This is a genomic window from Streptomyces olivoverticillatus, from assembly GCF_014203555.1.
GTDB lineage: Bacteria > Actinomycetota > Actinomycetes > Streptomycetales > Streptomycetaceae > Streptomyces > Streptomyces olivoverticillatus.
Genome location: NZ_JACHJH010000008.1, coordinates 205,004 through 223,773, shown reverse-complemented (window position 1 = coordinate 223,773; position 18,770 = coordinate 205,004). Strand labels below are relative to the sequence as shown.

Below are 18,770 nucleotides of genomic sequence, written 5' to 3'. Positions count from 1 at the left end.
CCTCCCCACCCCCCTCGCCGTGCTCACTCCCTCTTTCTCGGGGCGGCGGGGGGCGGGGCCCCCCCCCGGGGCGGGGGGGGGCCGGGGGGGGGGGGGGGCGCCGCCCCGGCCCCCCCCCCGCCCCTAAAGCGTGTGACGTGCCCGGGTCAGGGCTGGACGAGCGGCGTCCAGGTGCCGAGCGCGCCCTGCGCCGTGCCGTCGTAGAGCGAGGTCTCGCCGTTGGACCAGCGCACGACCAGGTCGTCGCGGCGGCCGCTGGAGGAGAAGTCGCCGGCGGTCATCACGGTCTGCGTCCACGAGGCGTTGGGTGCCTGCAGACGGGTGCCCGACAGCCCGCTGCCGGAGAGGGCGAAGCTGCCCAGGGAGCCGTCGGACCAGCGCACCACCACATTGGAGCGGTCCTGTCCGGACGGCTGGAGGGCGGTGAGCGAGGCGGAGTTGCGCCAGAAGGACCCGGAGTCGGCCAGCTTGCGCTCGGTGCCCAGGCCCGAGGCGCTCACGCCGCTTTCGAGGGTGACCTTGCCGTCGGCCCAGCGGACGATCAAGTCGTTCGCCTTCTGCGCCGAGTTGAAGCGGCCCGCCGTGATCTGCACGGCGCCCTTCCACGCGGAGCCGGCGCTCGCGAGCGTGTACTCCTTGGCGAACCCGGCGGCGGTCACGTCCTCGTAGTAGCTGACCTTGCCGGTGTCCCAGCGGACCAGCACATCCGGCAGGCCGGAGCCGCTGAAGTCCCCGGAGGTCACCGCGCGGGCGCGCGTCCAGTAGCTCTTGGGCTTGGCCAGCTGCTTCTCGCCCGAGAAGCCGCCCGCGCCGTCGCCGGCGTACAGGCTGACCTCGCCGTCGCTCCAGACGGTCATCAGGTCCTCGCGCCCGTCGCCGGTGAAGTCGCCGGGGACGGTGTAGGAGGCGTGGCTCCAGGTCGAGGCGGCGCCGGGCAGCCGGCCCGCGTCCGAGGGCTGCTGGTAGGCGGCGGCGCGCACGGGAGTGCGGTCGGCGACGGCGTCCTGGTACAGGTCCTGGATCTCGTGGTCGTAGACCGGCGAGTAGCTCACCCAGTCGTCGTTGGCGGCGTCGCCGCCGCCGTACCAGCCGCCGACGTTGCCGACGACGTCGCCCGTGCCGGACTTGGCGTCGTAGTTGGTGATCCACGGGCTGCCGGAGACACCGCCGTAGTAGCCGCCGCACTTCATCTGCATCTGGCGGTAGCCGGGCAGCCGGGTGGTCGGCACGGTGCAGCCTATGGCGCGCTGGTCGGGGTTGTGCGAGCCGGGGTAGCCGAGGACGTTGACGGTGCTGGTCCAGCGGGGCGTGCTGGTCAGCCGGAGCCCGCCGGTCCTGTCCTCGACCTTGGCGCCCTGGGCGTTGACGCCGACGCGGGCGAAGGCGAAGTCGAGGTTGGAGTCGGGGCCCGTGCTGTTCTTGGTGTAGCGCGGGTCGACGAAGACCTTGTCCACGGGGAAGACGCCGTACGGCTGGTTTGCCGCGTCCTTGCCCTTGCGGTACTGCGGTACGAAGATGCGCTGTCCGCCGTCGGCCATCGACTTGGCGCAGTGCCCGGCGGTCAGCACCAGGTTGCGTCCGGCGCTCTGCACGACGCTGGCGGTGCAGTAGGTGGCGCCGGCCGGCCCGGCGCTGCTGAAGAAGGTGCCGACCATGGGTATGCCGTCGCCGTAAACGCCCTGGGGCGTGCCGGCCGGCGCGGCTATCCGGGAGCGGGGGGACTGCACGAGGCCGGAGGCGGGCTTGCCGGCGGGCTTCGCCGTGGGGCCGGCCTCGACGGGCTTGGCCGCGGCCATGCGCTCGGCGGTCCAGTAGTCCTCAGCGGCGCGGGCGAGGCTCTTGGGCGAGGGCGAGGGGGCGGCGACGGCCACGGTGGCAGTGGCGGTCGTACCGCAGGCGGCCATGGCGAGGGCGATGGCCAGGGTGCGGGTCCGGGGCCACCCGGGTCTGAAAGGTGACAAAGCGGCTCTCTGGGTCGGAGGATCAACGTGTCATGCGCTGTGCATGCTTGCACAGGGCGTCAGCGCGTGATCTTCCGGCCTCCGCGACGGCTGACAGGGCACCAGGGCGTGGTGGATGGGCCGGTGTCCGCCGGTCAGCGGGGTTCCGGAGCCGCCGCGCCGCAGCGCGACGATCTCGGCGGCGATCGACAGGGCCGTCTCCTGCGGGGTGCGCGCGCCGAGGTCGAGGCCTATCGGCGAGCGCAGCCGGGCCAGTTCCCGCTCCCCCAGCCCCGTCGCCCGCAGCCGGGCCAGCCGGTCGGCGTGCGTCCGACGGCTGCCCATCGCTCCGACGTAGGCAACGGGCAGCCGGAGCGCGCGCTCCAGCAGCGGCACGTCGAACTTCGCGTCGTGGGTCAGTACGCACAGCACCGTACGGCCGTCGAGGCGGCCGGCCGCAGCCTGCGCGTCGAGGTAGCGGTGCGGCCAGTCGGTCACCACCTCATCGGCGCCGGGGAAGCGGCCGGGCGTGGCGAAGACCGGGCGGGCGTCGCAGACGGTGACGTGATAGCCGAGGAACTTGCCCGCGCCGACGAGCGCCGCCGCGAAGTCGACGGCCCCGAAGACGATCATGCGGGGCGGGGGCACGCTGGTCTCCACGAGCAGGACCACCGGCTCTCCGCAGCGCGCGCCCTCCGTCCCCGTCCGCACCGTGCCGGTGCGCCCGGCCTCCAGCAGGGCGGTGGCCTCCCGGGCCGCCGCGGCGTCCAGCTCCGGCGGCCCGCCCAGCGTGCCCGTCCAGCTGCCGCCGGGGCGGACGGCGAGGGCGCGGCCGGCCGTTCCGGGCGGGCCGCTGACCACGCGGGCGAGGGCCACCGCCTCGCCGCGCGCGGCAGCGGACAGCGCTTCGGCCAGCACGGGCCGTACGCGCTCTGCGGCCCGTACCGGTGCGACGAGGACGTCGAGCACGCCGCCGCAGGTCAGGCCTACGGCGAAGGCGTCCTCGTCGGAGAAGCCGAAGCGTTCGACCACCGGCTCCCCGCTCTCCAGGGCCTGGGCGCACAGTTCGTAGACCGCGCCCTCCACGCAGCCGCCGGAGACGGAGCCGATCGCCGTGCCGTCCTTGTCGACGGCCAGCGCGGCGCCCGGCTGCCGGGGGGCGCTGCCGGTGACCGCGACGACCGTGGCGACGGCGAAGTCGCGGCCTTCGGCGCACCACCGGCCGAGTTCCTCGGCGATGTCCAGCACGACGCTCTCCTTTACTTCACGCCCAGCCACTGCTCGATCGGGTGCAGGGCGAAGTAGCCGGCGAAGACCAGGCTCAACGCCCACATGAAGGCGCCGGGTTCGCGCCATTTGCCCTGCCCGGCCCTGATGGCCGTGTAGGCGATGACGCCGCCGCCGACGCCCACGGTGATGGAGTACGTGAACGGCATCAGCACCACGGTCAGGAAGACGGGGATGGCCACCGCCCGGTCCGTCCAGTCGACGTGGCGGGCGTGGCTCATCATCATGGCGCCGATGACGACCAGCGCCGCCGCGGCGATCTCGCCGGGCACGATCCGGGTGAGCGGGGTGAAGAACAGGCAGGCCGCGAAGATCAGGCCGGTCACCACGGAGGACAGGCCGGTGCGGGCGCCCTCGCCGACGCCGGTCGCCGACTCGATGAAGACGGTCTGGCCCGAGGCGCCCGCCGCGCCGCCGATCGCCCCGCCCGCGCCGTCGACGAGCAGCGCCCGGCTCAGGCCGGGCATCCGGCCGCGCTCGTCGGCCAGGCCCGCCTCGGTGCCCACGCCGATGATGGTGGCCATGGCGTCGAAGAAGCCTGCCAGCACCAGGGTGAAGACGATCATTGTCACGGTCGCGCCGCCGACCTGGGACCAGCCGCCGAACTCGACGTGGCCGAAGAGCGAGAAGTCGGGCATGGAGACCGCGCTGCCGTCGAGTTCGGGTGCGCCGTTCTGCCAGGTGCGGGGGCCGAGGTCGCCGGTCGCGTTGACGACGACGGCGAGGACGGTGCCGACGACGATGCCGATGAGGATGGCGCCGGGCACCTCGCGGGCCTGGAGCATGAAGATCAGCAGCAGGGTGACGCAGAACAGCAGCACGGGCCAGCCGGACAGTTCGCCCGCCGGGCCCAGGGTGACCGGCCCACCCGCCTTCGCCGCGTGCACGAACCCGGCCTTCACCAGCCCGATCAGGGCGATGAACATCCCGATGCCCATGGTGATCGCGTGCTTGAGCGCCAGCGGAATGGCGTTCATGACGCGCTCGCGCAGTCCGGTGAGCACCAGCAGCATGATGACCACGCCGTAGATCACGCACATGCCCATCGCCTGCGGCCAGGTCATGTGCGGGGCGACCTGGGTGGAGAGCACGCCGGAGACGCCGAGTCCGGCCGCGAGCGCCAGCGGCACCTTGCCGATCAGGCCCATCAGCAGGGTGGACACCGCCGCGGCGAAGGCGGTGGCGGTGATCAGGGCGCCGCGGGCGAGGGTGTGCCGGCCGGCGTCCGGGCCGGACAGGATCAGGGGGTTGAGCAGCAGGATGTAGCTCATCGCCATGAACGTCGTGATGCCGCCGCGCACTTCGCGGGCGAGCGTGGAGCCCCGTTCGGAGATGTGGAAGCAGCGGTCGAGCCAGGACCGTCCGGCGGGCGGGCGCGAGCCCGCGCCCGCGTCCTCGGCCGTGGTCTCCGGCTGCACGGAAGCATGGGTCATGGTGCCTACTCCAGGAATCACAGGTGGCTGCACTGACCCGGGGGACGGCCCGAGACGGTCGGGGGGCGCGGGTGCACCGGCTGCCGGGGGGGGCGCGCGGCCGGTGCTCGCGCCTGCCGCGCGGGCCCGGTTCAGGTGCCCGTCAGGTGCTCGGGCCGGACCGGTACGCGGCGCAGGGGCAGGCCGGTGGCCTGCCTGATGGCCGCGACGACGGCCGGGGTGGAGGAGAGGGTGGGCGCCTCGCCGATGCCGCGCAGCCCGTAGGGGGCGTGCTCGTCGGCGAGTTCGAGGATGTCGACGGGGATGGCGGGGGTGTCGAGGATGGTGGGGATGAGGTAGTCGGTGAAGGAGGGGTTGCGGACCTTGGCGGTCGCCGGGTCGACGACGATCTCTTCCATGACCGCGAGGCCGAGGCCCTGGGTGGTGCCGCCCTGGATCTGGCCGGTCACCGAGAGCGGGTTGAGCGCCTTGCCGACGTCCTGGGCGCAGGCCAGCTCGACGACCTTGACCAGGCCGAGTTCGGTGTCGACCTCGACGACGGCCCGGTGGGCGGCGAAGGAGTACTGCACGTGGCCAAAGCCCTGCCCGGTGCGCAGGTCGAAGGGTTCCGTGGGGCGGTGGCGCCACTCCAGCTCGGCCTCGACGCTCTCGCCGTCGAGGACGTCGGCGAGGGAGGCGAGCACCTCGCCGCCGTCGGTGGTGACCTTGCCGCCCTCCAGCAGCAGTTCGGCCGTCGCCCAGGCCGGGTGGTGGCTGCCGAACCGCTCCCGGCCCAGCCCGAACACCTTCTCCCGCACCGCCTCGCAGGCGTGTTTGACGGCGCCGCCGGTGACGTAGGTCTGCCGGGAGGCGGAGGTGGAGCCCGCCGAGCCGACGCGGGTGTCGGCCGGCTGGATGGTCACCCGGGCGACGCCGAGCTCGGTGCGGGCGATCTGGGCGTGTACGGTCACCCCGCCCTGGCCCACCTCGGCCATCGCGGTGTGCACGGTGGCGACCGGCTCGCCCGCGACGGTCTCCAGCCGGACCCGGGCGGTGGAGTAGTCGTCGAACCCTTCGGAGAAGCCGACGTTCTTGATGCCGACCGCGTAGCCGACGCCCCGGACGACGCCCTCGCCGTGGGTGGTGTTCGACAGTCCGCCGGGCAGCGCCCGGACGTCCGGGGAACCGCCCGCCGTCTCCCACTGCCGCTCCGGGGGCAGCGGCATCGCCTTGACGCAGCGCAGCAGTTCGGCGACGGGGGCCGGCGAGTCGACGACTTGGCCGGTGGGCATGACCGCGCCCTGCGACATGGCGTTGCGGCGGCGGAACTCCACCGGGTCCAGGTCCAGTTCGGCCGCCAGCTTGTCCATTTGCGCCTCATAGGCGAAGCAGGCCTGCACCGCGCCGAAGCCGCGCATGGCGCCGCAGGGCGGGTTGTTGGTGTAGAGGGCGACGGCCTCGATGTCGACGTCGTCGACGACGTACGGGCCGACGGACAGCGAGGCGGCGTTGCCGACGACGGCCGGGGAGGAGGAGGCGTAGGCGCCGCCGTCGAGCACGATGCGCGCCTTGACGTAGCTGAGCTTGCCGTCGCGGGTGGCGCCGTGCTCGTAGCGGAGCTTGGCGGGGTGGCGGTGGACGTGCCCGAAGAAGGACTCGAAGCGGTTGTAGACGATCTTCACGGGCTTGCCGGTGTGCAGGGCGAGCAGGCAGGCGTGGGCCTGCATGGACAGGTCCTCGCGGCCGCCGAAGGCGCCGCCGACGCCGGAGAGCGTCATGCGCACCTTCTCCTCGGGCAGGCCGAGGACGGGGGCGATCTGGCGCAGGTCGGCGTGCAGCCACTGGGTGGCGATGTAGAGGTCGACGCCGCCGTCGTCGGCGGGGACGGCGAGGCCGGATTCCGGGCCGAGGAAGGCCTGGTCCTGCATGCCCATCTCGTACTCGCCGGTGACGATCACGTCCGTGCGGGCCTTCGCGGCCGCCGCGTCGCCGCGCACGATGGGCTGGCGGTGGACGATGTTGGGGTGCGGGACGTGGCCCGCATGATGGTCGGACCGGCCGGGGTGGAGAACGGGCGCGCCGGGGGCCGTGGCGCTCTCCTCGTCGGTGACGACCGGCAGTTGCTCGTAGTCGACCAGGATCTTCGCGGCGGCGCGGCGAGCGGTCTCGGGGTGGTCGGCGGCGACGAGGGCGACGGGCTCGCCGTGGTGGCGCACGACGCCGTCGGCGAGGACGGGGGTGTCCTGGATCTCGAGCCCGTAGCGGGTGGCGGCCGGGAGGTCGTCATGGGTCATGACGGCGTGCACGCCGGGCGTGGCCAGCGCCTGGGAGACGTCGACGGAGCGGATGCGGGCGTGGGCGTGCGGGCTGCGCAGGGTGAAGCCCCACAGCATGTCCTCGTGCCACAGGTCGGAGGCGTAGGCGAACTCTCCGGTGACCTTCAGAGTGCCGTCGGGGCGGAGGGTGGACTCGCCGATGCCGCCCTTGGTGCGGCTGCCCTGGGTGAGGCCGGCGGGGGTGCGGGTGATGCGCATGGCTTTAGTCCCCTTCCGCCGCGCGGGCCGCCGCCAGGCGGACGGCGTCGAGGATCTTCTCGTAGCCGGTACATCGGCACAGGTTGCCCGAGAGGGCCTCGCGGATGTCGGCGTCGGAGGGGTCGGGGTTGTGCTCCAGGAGTTCGTCGGCGGCGACGAGCAGGCCCGGTGTGCAGAAGCCGCACTGGACGGCTCCCGCGTCGATGAAGGCCCGCTGGACGGGGGCCAGTTCCACGGTGTCCGCCGGATCGGGCCGCCACTGCCGGGCCCGGTCCGCGCTCGTACCGCCCGCGCGGCGCGCGGCGTGATCGGCGAGGCCCTCGACGGTGCCGACCTCGCGGCCCTCGGCCTGCCCCGCCGCCACCAGGCAGGCGCACACCGGGACGCCGTCGAGGCGGACGGTGCACGAGCCGCACTCGCCCTGTTCGCAGGCGTTCTTGGAGCCCGGCAGACCCAGGCGCTCGCGCAGGACGTACAGCAGGCTCTCGCCCTCCCAGACGTCGTCGGCCTCCTGCGGGCGGCCGTTGACGGTGAATGTCACGCGCACAGCGTTCCCCTCCCTTGCGTCCCCCGGTATTCCTCCCAGACCCAGCCGAGCGTGCGGCGCGCCATGACGGCGACCGCGCGCCGCCGGTAGGCGGCGCTGCCCCGGACGTCGTCGATGGGGTTGCAGGCGCCGGAGGCCAGCTCGGCGAACTCCCGGGCGACGGACGGCGGTACGGGAGCGCCCGAGTCCCAGCAGCCGGCCTCGGCCAGGGCGGCCGCGAGGAACTCCTCGGCCACCCCGGCCCGTACGGGCGTGGGCGCGGCCGAGCCGATGCCGGTCCTGACCGTGCGGCTTTCGGGGTGCAGGGCGATGCCGAAGGCGCAGACGGCGATGACCATGGCGTTGCGCGTGCCGACCTTGGAGAACTGCTGCGGGCCGGTGGCCTTGCGGATGTGCACGGCCCGGATCAGCTCGTCCGGGGCGAGGGCGTTGCGCTTGACGCCGGTGTAGAACTCCTCCACCGGGATCAGGCGGGTGCCGCGCACCGACTGGGCCTCGACCTCGGCGCCCGCCGCGAGCAGCGCGGGGTGGCTGTCCCCGGCGGGGGAGGCGGCGCCCAGGTTGCCGCCGACGCTGCCGCGGTTGCGGATCTGGGGCGAGCCGACGGTGTGCGCGGCCAGGGCGAGGCCGGGCAGCTCGGTGTGCAGGTGGTCGATGATGCGGGCGTAGGGGACGGCGGCGCCGAGGCGGACGTCCGGGCCGTCCGCGTCCCACTCGTGGAGCTCGCCGATGCGGCTCAGGTCCAGCAGGTGCTCGGGACGGCGGTGGTCGAAGTTGATCTCGACCATGACGTCCGTGCCGCCTGCGATGGGCACGGCCGAGGGATGCTCGGCCTTGGCGGCGAGAGCCTCCTCCCAGTCGGCGGGGCGCAGGAAGTCCATGAATGATCTCTTCTCGAGGGGGGCTGCGGTGGGGCCGTTCATGGGGTGTTCATGGCTGTATCCGGCGGGTGTCGTGCCGCGTGCAGCCCAGTACAGCGAGGGGCGCGGGCGCCGGTGCAGTCACTGAAACCATGAAGCGGTTGGCTGGCCAGGGCCCATGTCTTGTAGATTCGAACGAAAGGCGGGGTTCAGAAACCTCACTGCATTCCACTGGTTACAAGAAGACAGATCGGCGGCGACCACGATGCGGCTGCGCGCACTGCTGGAGACCGATGCGCTGGGCCTCCGGCTGCTCGGCGGCGAGGACGAGCTGGACCGCACCGTGCGCGGCGTGATGACCACCGACCTGCGCGACCCCAGCCGCTACCTCTCCGGCGGCGAGCTGGTGCTCACCGGGCTGGCGTGGCGCCGGGAGCCGGCGGACTCCGAGCGGTTCGTGCGCATCCTGGCGGGCGCCGGGGTGGCGGGGCTGGCCGCGGGCGAGGCGGAGATGGCCTCGATCCCCGACGACCTGGTGGTGGCCTGCGCCAAGCACCGGCTGCCGCTGTTCTCGGTCGACGAGGACGTGTCCTTCGCCTCCATCACCGAGCACGTCGTGCGGCAGGTGTCCGGCGAGCGGGCCGGGGACCTGGCGGCGGTCGTGGACCGGCACCGCAGGCTGATGACGGGCGGCCCGGCGGGCGGCGGCCCCGACGTCGTCCTGGACCTGCTCGGCTCCGACCTGGACCTGAGGGCCTGGGTGCTCTCCCCCACCGGCCGCCGGATCGCCGGATCCTCGCTGGCCGGCGCCGGTCCGGACCTGCCGCCGCAGGTCGGCGCTGCCCTCGCGGGCGAGCACCTGGCCGCCTCCCGTACGGGCCGCCGTGGCCCGCACCGGGTGGCGGCGGGCGGCAGCACATACTCGCTGTTCCCCGTCCGCAGCAGCGGCCGGGGCGCCTCCGCGCGAGACGTGCGCGAGACCGTGCTCTCGGACTGGCTGCTGGCCGTCGAGGCCGACGCGGGCGACTGGCCCGAGGAGCGGCTGGACCTGCTGCAGGGCGTCACCCAGCTGATCGCCGTCGAGCGCGACCGCCGCGACGCGGCCCGCACGGTGCGGCGGCGGCTGGCCCAGGAGGTGCTGGAGCTGGTCCAGGCGGGCGCCGCGCCCGCGGAGATCGCCGCCCGGCTGCGGGTGGCCGCGCCCGTGCTGCTGCCCGGCCTGGGCACGGCGCCGCACTGGCAGGTCGTGGTGGCCCGCGTCGAGTGGGAGGACGGCGACATCCCCGGCGGCCCGGTGGCACAGGCGCTGCTGGAGGAGGTGCTGGTCGACCCGGAGGCATCCGGTCCCGAGCCGTCCGACCGCATCGCCGTCGCCCACACCGGCGACGAGGCCGTCGCCCTGGTGCCGCTGCCGGCCGTCGTCACCGGAACGGACGAACCGGCCGCGCCCGGTCTGCACGCGGACAGCCTGCTGGCCGCCGTCCGCGAACCGCTCGCGCGCGGCCTCGCCGACGACGGCCGCCTCACCTTCGGCGTGAGCGCCGCCGTGCACTCGGCGGAGGGCCTGCGCGGCGCCCTGGAGGAGGCCCGGCACGCCCGCCGCGTCGCCGCCGCCCGCCCCGGCCGCGTCTGCGCCGCGGGCCACCAGGAGCTGGCGTCGCACGTCCTGCTCCTCCCCTTCGTCCCGGACGACGTCCGCCGCGCCTTCACGGCCCGCCTCCTGGACCCGCTGCGCGACTACGACCGCCGCCACCGGGCGGAGCTGATCCCGACGCTGGAGGCCTTCCTGGACTGCGACGGGTCGTGGACCCGGTGCGCCACGCGGCTGCATCTGCACGTCAACACGCTGCGCTACCGGGTGGGGCGGATCGAGCAGTTGACGGGGCGTGACCTGTCGCGACTGGAGGACAAACTGGACTTCTTCCTCGCGCTGCGCATGAGTTGAGAGCCGTCCCTCTGCACGGTCAGTAAGATCCTCCGCGTTCAGGGGGAGGACGTTTCGGTATGCGGATGCTGGGGGTGGACGGCCCGACGCACGTGGGGCCGTTCCGGACGGTCGGGGTGCTCGGGCAGGGCGGCATGGGGCAGGTGCTGCTCGGTGTCGCACCGGACGGGCGGCTCGTGGCCGTCAAGCGGGTGCATGCCGATCTGGCGGAGGATCCCGGATTCCGTTCCCGCTTCCGGCGGGAGGTGGACGCGTCACGACGGGTGTCCGGGGCCTACACCGCACCGGTCGTCGATGCCGACCCGAACGCGCCGACGCCGTGGCTGGCCTCGCTCTACCTGCCGGGGCCCACGCTGAGCGAGGCGCTGGACGCGGGCGGGGCACTGCCCGAGGAAACGGTCCTGCTGCTCGCCGCCGGGCTCGCCCAGGCCCTGGACGACATCCACCGGGCAGGGCTCGTGCACCGGGACCTCAAGCCGTCGAACGTGCTCCTGACGGAGGAGGGCGCCCGGGTCATCGACTTCGGCATCGCACGGGCGGCGGAGACCGGGGACGCCACCGAACTCACCGGCACCGGCTGGGTGATCGGCTCGCCGCCGTTCATGTCGCCCGAGCAGGCGCAGAGCCGGGAACTGACCGGGGCGAGCGACGTGTTCTCGCTCGGTTCGGTACTCGTCATGGCGGCGACGGGCCGCAGCCCGTTCTCCGGCCCTTCCGCCCTCCAGACGCTCTACAACGTCGTCCACGCCGAACCCGACCTGAACGGGGTGCCCCAGTCCCTGTACGGGATCGTCGCCCGCTGCCTGGCCAAGAATCCGGCCGACCGGCCCACGCCGGCCGAACTGCTCGCCCTCCTCGGCCCGGTGGCCCCGGCGGCCCGGCCGTGGCCGGCCGCCGTGCACCGGATGGTCGACGAGCAGCGGGCCCGCGTCGACGGCCTGCTCGACGGCGACCCCGAGCGCACGGCACTCCTGCGGGACGCCGCCCCCGCTGCCCCGCGGACGGCCGTGCTCACCACGTACGACGCCGCCGCCGCGCCGCCGCGCCACCGGCGCCCCATGACGTGGGTGACGGTGGGGGCGGTGCTCGCGGCAGCGATCGGCGTGGGCACGTACCTGCTGCTGCGCGACGGCGACGGCAGCGGCGGGCCGCCGGACAAGTACGTGACGATGCCGGTGTGTCCGGAGGCCGTGCCCAAGCTTCCGCTGCGGGAGGAGCGGAGGAAGGACAAGGACATCTCCAGAGAGAATACGGACGACGCCACGACCGAGTGCTCCTGGTTCGGCAAGGACCAGCCTCAGCCGGACGGCTGGAACTTCTACGCCAGTGCGGACGTCACGTGGGAACTGCGCCGCTCGGGCCCCCAAACGAACGGCACGGAAAAGCAGCGGAAGGAATTCGCCGGCAGTGCGAAAGGCGAGCGCCGCGCAGCCGGCCTCGGCTTCGGCGACGAGGCGTACTGGTCGACCCCGGCGTCGGCCTCCGCGACCGGCCGGAAGATCTGCCAGCTCAACGTCCGCGACGGCAACCTCGTCATACGGGTCTACCTGGATGGCACCGTGCACCCCAACTGTGAGGCGGAGGCCCTGGACATCACCAAGGCCGCGCTGGCGGCCATGCCGCGGTGATCTCTTCGGTAACCTGCCGCTACGGTAAGGAGACTCGGGCGCCGCTGCGCCACCACGCCGGTCGGTCGCGACCATCCCGCGGTTTGTGAATCAGTTCACACCTGACCCTTGGCCGCGCCCGGGTCTTCGTGCTGAGATCGAGGCAGGCTTCCAGCTCGACGGCGCGCTTGGGGAGGGCACTGTGGCGGACACCGCCATGCGGAATTCTGGGTTGTCGGAGCCACACGAACCACCGAAGTCACACCAGCCACCGGGGCCACACGGCCCGGACCCACACGGGGACGATCCGCTCGAACGAGCCGTGTGGCGGCTGCGCTCGCGGGCCTGCTGGGAGGACGCGGCCGCGCTCCTCGCGCCCCGGGCAGCCACCGAGCCGGGCACGGCGCTGCGGCGGACGGCGGTGCTCACCGAGCGGTGCGTGTTCACAGCCGAGGGCTGGGAGGCGGCCGAGGACTCGCTGCGGTCGGCGGAAGCATTGGCCACGGACGACGAGGAGCGCGGGGCGGCGGCCTGCGAACGCGGTCATCTCGCTTACGCGTCCACTCTTTTGGGGGTACGGGACCGGGCCGACGAGGCGCGTTCCGCGCTGGGCCGGGCGGCAGCGCTGCTGGGTCCCGGCTCGCCGACGCGTCCGCTGTTGGACTTCCGGCGGGGGCTGATCGCCCAGCACCTCTCCGACAATCCGTCCGACGCGACCGCCGCCTTCCAGCGGGCCCACGCGGGGGCGACGGCGCAGGGGCACCGGCTGCTGCTCTCCTTCACCTGGCGGCACGTGGCGGCGATGGCCGAGCACGACGGCAAGCTCGCCGAGGCCCGGCACGGCTTCGCGGAATCGCTGCGGATCCGCGAGGAGTTGGGCTATCTGGTCGGCATCGCGCCCGCGCTGGCCTCGCTGGCGGCGGTGCTGCCGGACGCGGCGGAGGCGGCGCGACTGCGGGACGAGGCGGGGCGGCTGGTCCGGCTGCTGGGCGGGGTCCCGTCGTGGCTGGCGCGGCGGCTGGCGTAACGCGTGCGGCTGCGCCGGGCGGGGCGCAGGGTCAGGAGCAGATTCCGCAGTGCCGGTTGCCCAGCGCCTCCACGGCCGTCACGTCCCTGGCGGCCAGCGCGTCCAGGAGTGCGGTGTGCTCGGCGGCGCCGTCGGTCTGCTGCGGTCCTGGCCACTGGGCCCGCCGGTGCAGTTCGTCGGCGACGCCCACCAGCTGCCGGTTCCCGGTCAGGCCGAGGACGGCCCGGCAGAAGGCCCGGTCCGCCTCGGCGTAGGCGGCGCGGTCACCACCGGCCGCCGCCGCGACCGCGGCCTCCGCAAGCGGCCGCAGTTCGAGCCAGCGCTCGCTCGGCACGGTCCGGGCCAGCCGCAGCAGGGCGGGCACTTCGAGCAGCGCCCGCACCTCGGCCAGCTCTGCCAGATCCCGGGGCGTGCGGCTGGCGACCCGGAAGCCGCGGTTGGGGACGACCTCGACGGCGCCTTCGAGCACCAGCTGCTGCATCGCCTCGCGCACGGGCGTGGCCGACACCCCGAAGCGCTCGCCGAGCGCGGGCCCCGAGTAGACCTCGCCGGGCACCAGCTCCCCGCTGACGAGCGCCTTGCGCAGGGCGTCGAGCACCTGCCCGCGCACGGAGTGGCGCTGCGGCATCCTGCGGGCCCGGTGCGGCCCGTAGGCGTACTCCCCCTCGTCATGTACGTGCTCGCCCCGCGCGGACGGCGTGGCCTGCGCGGGCACACCGGTTTCCGGCCGCGCCGCAGCGGTGCCGTGTCTGCCCTGCTCCATCGTGCCCTCCTGGTGTCCAACGGAACGATAGGCGGCAGATCGGACAGTTCAAACCCCGGTCGTCCTGGGTAAGGTAAGGCTTACCTGTCAACGATCGCGATGCGGTGGTCACCCCATGCCCCCTGCCCAGGCTCCCCTGGCCCCGGCCTACGCCCGGCTGGCCGAGGCCGTCCCCGGCCTGTCGGTGCTCTGCGAGCCCCCGCGCGAGGGCGACGGCTGGTTCACGGCGGCCGGGCTCGCGGCGGGCGGCGAGGCGCTCGACGCCTTCCTGGACTGGGACGACGCGCAGATCCGGCGCGACTACGGGCAGCAGGCCCGCCCCGATGTGATCGCGGGCTTCGGCCTGCACCGCTACGCCTGGCGGTTCTGTCTGCTGATCACCGTCCCCTGGTTCCTGCACCGCCGAGTGCCCCACCTGCCGGTGGACGCCGTCTCCGTGCACCGGACCTCGGGGCGGATGACGGCCGAGGTGACGGAGTTCGCCTGTCTGCCCGGCGATCCGGCCGCCGCCCTGCCGCAGGCCCGGACCGTACGGGACGAGGAGGCGCTGCGCACCGAGGTGCGGTCGGCGGTGGCCGCCCACCTGGCGCCGGTACTGGACGGCTTCCGGCCGCGGATGCGGCGCGGGCCGCGGGCCCTGTGGGGCATGGTGACCGACGAGGTCACCGAGGGACTGTGGCACCTGGGCGGGATGCTGGGCGAGGAGCGGCGCGCCAGGAGCGAGCTGGAGCTGCTGCTGCCGGGCGGGGCGGCCCCGTACGCCGGCGGCGCGGCCTTCCGGGAGCTGGCCGGGCCGCGCGGCGAGGCGCTGGCCACCCGGGACCGGGTGAGCTGCTGCTTCTTTTACACCCTGCGCCCCGCGGAGGCCTGTCTGACCTGCCCGCGCACCGCCGATGCGGACCGCGTCGAGCGGCTGTCAGCACAGTAATTGACCTAAGCCACTCGATCGAGCGAAGAGAATAGAACTCAAATTCCTTTTCGCTGGGGGGAGTTCGAATAAGTCCGTTGCTCTCCGTATATCCCTACCGTCCATTCGCGGTGAGTTGCCGCGAAACCCCTTGGCTTCCGGAGCGATTCCGACAGGATGGCGCGCGAAATGCCGTACTGCATGCAAGGGACGCAAGATGAGAGTGACCGACATACCGCTGAATTGGGCGCTCCCGACCGCTGTGGCGCTCATCGGGGCAGTGGTGACGGTGACGCTGTACGCGCGCGGCCGGCACAACGGCCCGGAGGACGCGGCGCCCGGCACGGATTCCTGGGAGCGCAACGAGGAACGCAGACGCCGAAAGGAAGCCATCTACGGCAGCGCCTCCTACGTACTTCTCTTCTGCTGCGCCGCCGTGGCCGCGGCTCTCTCCTTCCATGGCCTGGTCGGGTTCGGGGTGCAGAACCTCGGGCTCACCGGGGGCTGGGAGTACCTGGTGCCCTTCGGCCTCGACGGGGCCGCCATGTTCTGCTCGGTGCTGGCGGTGCGCGAGGCGAGCCACGGAGACGCGGCGCTCGGCTCCCGGCTGCTGGTGTGGACCTTCGCGGGCGCGGCGGCCTGGTTCAACTGGGTGCACGCGCCGCGCGGCATGGACCACGCCGGGGCACCGCAGTTCTTCGCCGGAATGTCGCTGTCGGCGGCGGTGCTCTTCGACCGCGCGCTCAAGCAGACCCGCCGGGCGGCGCTGCGCGAGCAGGGCCTGGTGCCCCGCCCGCTGCCGCAGATCCGGATAGTGCGCTGGCTGCGGGCACCGCGCGAGACCTTCGGCGCCTGGTCGCTGATGCTGCTGGAGGGCGTGCGCACGCTGGACGAGGCCGTCGAGGAGGTCCGCGAGGACAAACGCCAGCGCGAACAGCACCGGATGCGCCGCCGCGAGGCGGGCAAGCTGGAGCGGGCCCGCCTCAAGGCGTACAACCGGCAGCACCGGGTGTGGGGCCGCGTGCGCGGCGGCAGACAAGTGGAGGTGGGACCGGCCGTGCCGCCACAGGCGCAGCCGGCGCAGATCGGCTCGGAGCCCTCCATAGTCGAGCAGGGGCAGCTCCCCGTACACTCCCGCCAGCTCCAGGCGGTGGGCAGGGCCGACCCCATCGACCTCACCGCCGAGGACGACACCCAGGCCATCCCGCGGCTCGACTCGCTGGAGGCCAAACTTGCACAGATCGAGCGGCAGTTCGGCTGACGCCCACGAGCCCTGAGCCGGGTGCGAACCGGCTCAGGGCTCCTGCGCGTCCAGCTCGAACCACACCGCCTTCCCCACCCCGTGGCTGGTGACGCCCCAGGCGTCCGCCAGGGAGTGGACGAGCAGCAACCCCCGCCCCGACGTGGCGGCCCCCTCCGCGCCCTCCGGCTCTCCCCAGGCGCAGACCGCGGCCGGGCGCAGCACGGGGTGCCGGGAGACGAAATCCCGCACCTCCACCCGTAGTCGCCCCTTGACCGACGCGCCCGGGCCGCCGTCGAGCCGGGCCGTGACCACCGCGCCGCCGTCGGTGTGCACCAAGGCGTTGGTCACCAGCTCGCTCGCCAGGAGCTCGGCGGTCTCCGCCCGGCCGGGCGCCCCCCACTGGCGAAGGAGCCGGCGCAGCGCGGCGCGGACCTCCGCGACGGCCGATACGTCCTTGTGCCGCAGCCGTCTCTCCCAGTACGGCGCCGGATCATCCCGCGCCCCCGGCACCGAAGGTGCCGGGCCGTCCGCGGACCCTCCCCCGCCCTCGCGGCCCTCCGCTTCCGCCCACTGTGCTGTCCGCCGCTTCATCCCTCGCCGCCCCGACCCCTCCCCGGCGCCCCCGGCATCGAACAGGCTCACGGCACATGCATGCCCCGCACCCACCGGGACAACGCCTGTTGACGCGTCAACATGGTTATCCGAACGAAAGAGTGACGGGCCGAATGTGCGACAGCGCCACGGGTTCCGAGCGGCTAGGCCTCCCAGACGGCGCAGGCGGTGCGGTCGTCGGCGTAACCCTTGACCCGCAGCTGGGCGTCGGCGAGGAAGACGGCCAGCCCCGGCGGCTCGGGCTGCGACCAGCGCTCGGCGAGCCGGACCCCCAGCTCCGGCTCCCCGCGCAGGGGTTCGGCCAGGCCCGCGCTGCACAGCAGCAGCGTGTCGCCGGGCCGGGCGATCGACGCCCGGAAGCGGAAGGGCTCGCCGGGCACCTCCTCCGGGTCGACGACGGGCGCGGTGCCGGGGGTGGGGATGCCGAGGTCCACGGTGAACCGGTCGCCCGAGCCGTAGCCGACCACGGGCTCGCCCGCGGGTTCCGCTTCGTGCCGCTCGGGGTCCAGGTCCTGCCAGGCCCCGTCGCGCAACCGGAACAGGCCGCCGCCTCCCACGCCGAAGAAGACGCGCGTGCGGCAGCGGTCGTCCGCGGGCAGCAGCAGGCAGCGCAAGGCGGCGGTGTGCTCGGACGGTTGGCGGCCGAGCTTCGCGGCGCGGGCCCGCAGCCGTCCATAGGCGCGGTCGGTGAGCCGGTGCAGGCCGGACTTGAGCTCGTCCCGCCGCCCGCTGCGCAGGTCTTCGGCGAGCCGGGCGTGGCTGCGCCCGACCGCGCCGCCGATCCATTCGCACACGTCTCGGGCGGCGCGGTGGGAGCCCTCCGCCGCTCGTGCGCCGCTGGCCATGGCGACGAGCAGCAGGGCGTCGTCGCCGTCGCCGAAGCGCGCGGTGAGCAGGGCGTCGCGCCGCGGCTCGCCGCGGTAGCGCGCGGAGTCGCCGCGAAGGGAGACGGCCCGCAGCGTCATGGCGCCGTAGCGGGCGCCGTCGAGCACGGTGTCGGGCACGAGGCCGTCCAGGCCCGAGGGTTCGGCGGGCGGCCACAAGGTGGGCTCCGCCTCGTATGTGGGCGGGCGCCTGCCGACGAACTCGGCGGCGCGCGCCCGGTCTCCGCCGCGGCGCGCGGGCGCGGGCAGCGGGGCGGCGGGGGGAGTCTCGGAGACGTCGGTGGTGTCGTGGGTGCTCTGGGCGGCGGGGCTGCCGGGCGCTTCGTAGACGTCGGGGAGGGCGGGCGGCGGCCCGGTCAGATCGCGGGTGTCGCGGTCGAGGGCGCCGGTGGTGCGCCGGGGCTCCGCCCGAGCCGGGGTGCCGGGGGCCTGCGGCGCCCCGGACTTCTCGGCGGTCACGGCCGGCGGGCGGGGTGCGGGGGGCTTGGAGGCTTCGGACTTGGAGGCTTCGGACTTGGGGGCCCCGGTCTCGGACGGCACAGACTCAGGTGGCACGGACTCGGACGTCACGGGCTCGGGCGTCTCGGGCTCGGATTCCCCCGTCTCGGGCGCCCCGGTCTCGGGGGGCGGCGAGACCCTGGTCCGCGGGTCGGGGGGCGGCGGCGCGGCCTGGCGCGGGGCGGAATCGCGCTCCGGCCCGGTGGGCGTGGGCGGTTCGGGCGCCTGCTCGATCTCGGGCGGCGGGGGCGGCGGTGCGGGCGCGGGCGGCTGGGCCGGGGCGGGCAGCCCGCCGTCGGCCGCGCTCCAGCGCGCCTGCCGCGGCACGCCACGCGAACGGGCGGGCGAGAGCGAGGCGGAGGATCCGGGAGATGCGGCCGGGCGGCCGGGCGGCGGCGCCGGTCGCGCATCCACTCTGGGTCGCCTCGGCTCGCCTCTCGGCCGCTTCGGCTCCGGCCCGACCACCGCGGAGGCGGAGGAGAATCGCTCGTCGAGGCTGTCGCCCGCGGCGACGGCCTCCGTGTCGGGTTCACTCCGGCCGTACAACTCGCCCCACCAGGCGTCTTCTTGTCCGGAGCGCTGGTCCCCGTGCTGACTCATGCCCTTATTGTCCACACAGTGGGGCATACGGGAAGAGTGCATGGCGAACACCACCCCAGGGATGATGTTCGAAGGCGCAACGCGGTTGCGGGGACGGGGAGGGG

14 protein-coding genes are annotated in these 18,770 nt (G+C 74.1%); 5 read left to right on the top strand and 9 right to left on the bottom strand.

The features are described 5' to 3' along the window. Nucleotides 1–146 precede the first annotated feature (146 nt). The 6 genes from FHS39_RS23690 to FHS39_RS23665 form a co-directional block, all read right to left on the bottom strand. On the bottom strand, nt 147–1,961 hold the full coding sequence (locus tag FHS39_RS23690) for an FG-GAP-like repeat-containing protein (RefSeq protein WP_184351460.1): 1,815 nt from the start codon (nt 1,959–1,961) through the stop codon (nt 147–149). Nucleotides 1,962–1,991: 30 nt separating this feature from the next. Continuing rightward, nucleotides 1,992–3,188 carry an XdhC family protein gene (locus tag FHS39_RS23685; RefSeq protein ID WP_184351459.1) on the bottom strand — a complete coding sequence of 399 codons (1,197 nt, stop codon included), beginning with the start codon at nt 3,186–3,188 and terminating at the stop codon, nt 1,992–1,994. Between the two features lie 11 nt (nt 3,189–3,199). Further along, nucleotides 3,200–4,660: an NCS2 family permease gene (locus FHS39_RS23680; RefSeq protein WP_184351458.1), complete on the bottom strand. Its 1,461-nt coding sequence runs from the start codon at nt 4,658–4,660 to the stop codon at nt 3,200–3,202. 131 nt (nt 4,661–4,791) lie between these two features. Continuing rightward, entirely contained in the window at nt 4,792–7,173 is a 2,382-nt protein-coding gene (gene pucD / locus FHS39_RS23675) for a xanthine dehydrogenase subunit D (protein ID WP_184351457.1), read from the bottom strand. 4 nt (nt 7,174–7,177) lie between these two features. Continuing rightward, complete coding sequence (locus tag FHS39_RS23670; protein WP_184351456.1) at nt 7,178–7,720, bottom strand: 2Fe-2S iron-sulfur cluster-binding protein; 543 nt, start codon at nt 7,718–7,720, stop codon at nt 7,178–7,180. Continuing rightward, entirely contained in the window at nt 7,711–8,601 is an 891-nt protein-coding gene (locus tag FHS39_RS23665) for an FAD binding domain-containing protein (RefSeq protein WP_184351455.1), read from the bottom strand. The genes FHS39_RS23670 and FHS39_RS23665 overlap by 10 nt, the downstream gene beginning before the upstream one ends. Before the next feature lie 244 nt (nt 8,602–8,845). On the opposite strand from FHS39_RS23665, the gene FHS39_RS23660 reads away from it, so the two are divergent. The 3 genes from FHS39_RS23660 to FHS39_RS23650 all read left to right on the top strand — a co-directional run bounded on the left by FHS39_RS23660 (nt 8,846) and on the right by FHS39_RS23650 (nt 13,159). Then, nucleotides 8,846–10,525: a PucR family transcriptional regulator gene (locus FHS39_RS23660; protein WP_184351454.1), complete on the top strand. Its 1,680-nt coding sequence runs from the start codon at nt 8,846–8,848 to the stop codon at nt 10,523–10,525. 59 nt (nt 10,526–10,584) lie between these two features. Beyond that, nucleotides 10,585–12,153 carry a serine/threonine-protein kinase gene (locus FHS39_RS23655; RefSeq protein WP_184351453.1) on the top strand — a complete coding sequence of 523 codons (1,569 nt, stop codon included), beginning with the start codon at nt 10,585–10,587 and terminating at the stop codon, nt 12,151–12,153. 301 nt (nt 12,154–12,454) lie between these two features. Next, nucleotides 12,455–13,159 (top strand): hypothetical protein, encoded by a 705-nt coding sequence (locus tag FHS39_RS23650; protein WP_184351452.1) that lies wholly within the window; start codon nt 12,455–12,457, stop codon nt 13,157–13,159. Between the two features lie 31 nt (nt 13,160–13,190). On the opposite strand, the gene FHS39_RS23645 is transcribed toward FHS39_RS23650, so the two are convergent. Next, on the bottom strand, nt 13,191–13,922 hold the full coding sequence (locus tag FHS39_RS23645; protein ID WP_184351451.1) for a GntR family transcriptional regulator: 732 nt from the start codon (nt 13,920–13,922) through the stop codon (nt 13,191–13,193). Nucleotides 13,923–14,037: 115 nt separating this feature from the next. Here FHS39_RS23645 and FHS39_RS23640 point away from each other — a divergent pair, with 115 nt between their 5' ends. Both FHS39_RS23640 and FHS39_RS23635 read left to right on the top strand, forming a co-directional pair. Then, entirely contained in the window at nt 14,038–14,850 is an 813-nt protein-coding gene (locus tag FHS39_RS23640; protein WP_184351450.1) for a (2Fe-2S)-binding protein, read from the top strand. A gap of 196 nt (nt 14,851–15,046) precedes the next feature. Then, nucleotides 15,047–16,090 carry a DUF2637 domain-containing protein gene (locus FHS39_RS23635; protein WP_184351449.1) on the top strand — a complete coding sequence of 348 codons (1,044 nt, stop codon included), beginning with the start codon at nt 15,047–15,049 and terminating at the stop codon, nt 16,088–16,090. Between the two features lie 33 nt (nt 16,091–16,123). Here FHS39_RS23635 and FHS39_RS23630 read toward each other — a convergent pair whose 3' ends face one another. Both FHS39_RS23630 and FHS39_RS23625 read right to left on the bottom strand, forming a co-directional pair. After that, nucleotides 16,124–16,663, bottom strand: coding sequence for an ATP-binding protein (locus tag FHS39_RS23630; protein ID WP_184351448.1), 540 nt, complete (start codon nt 16,661–16,663; stop codon nt 16,124–16,126). Nucleotides 16,664–16,827: 164 nt separating this feature from the next. Continuing rightward, complete coding sequence (locus FHS39_RS23625; protein WP_184351447.1) at nt 16,828–18,666, bottom strand: protein phosphatase 2C domain-containing protein; 1,839 nt, start codon at nt 18,664–18,666, stop codon at nt 16,828–16,830. Nucleotides 18,667–18,770 lie beyond the last annotated feature (104 nt).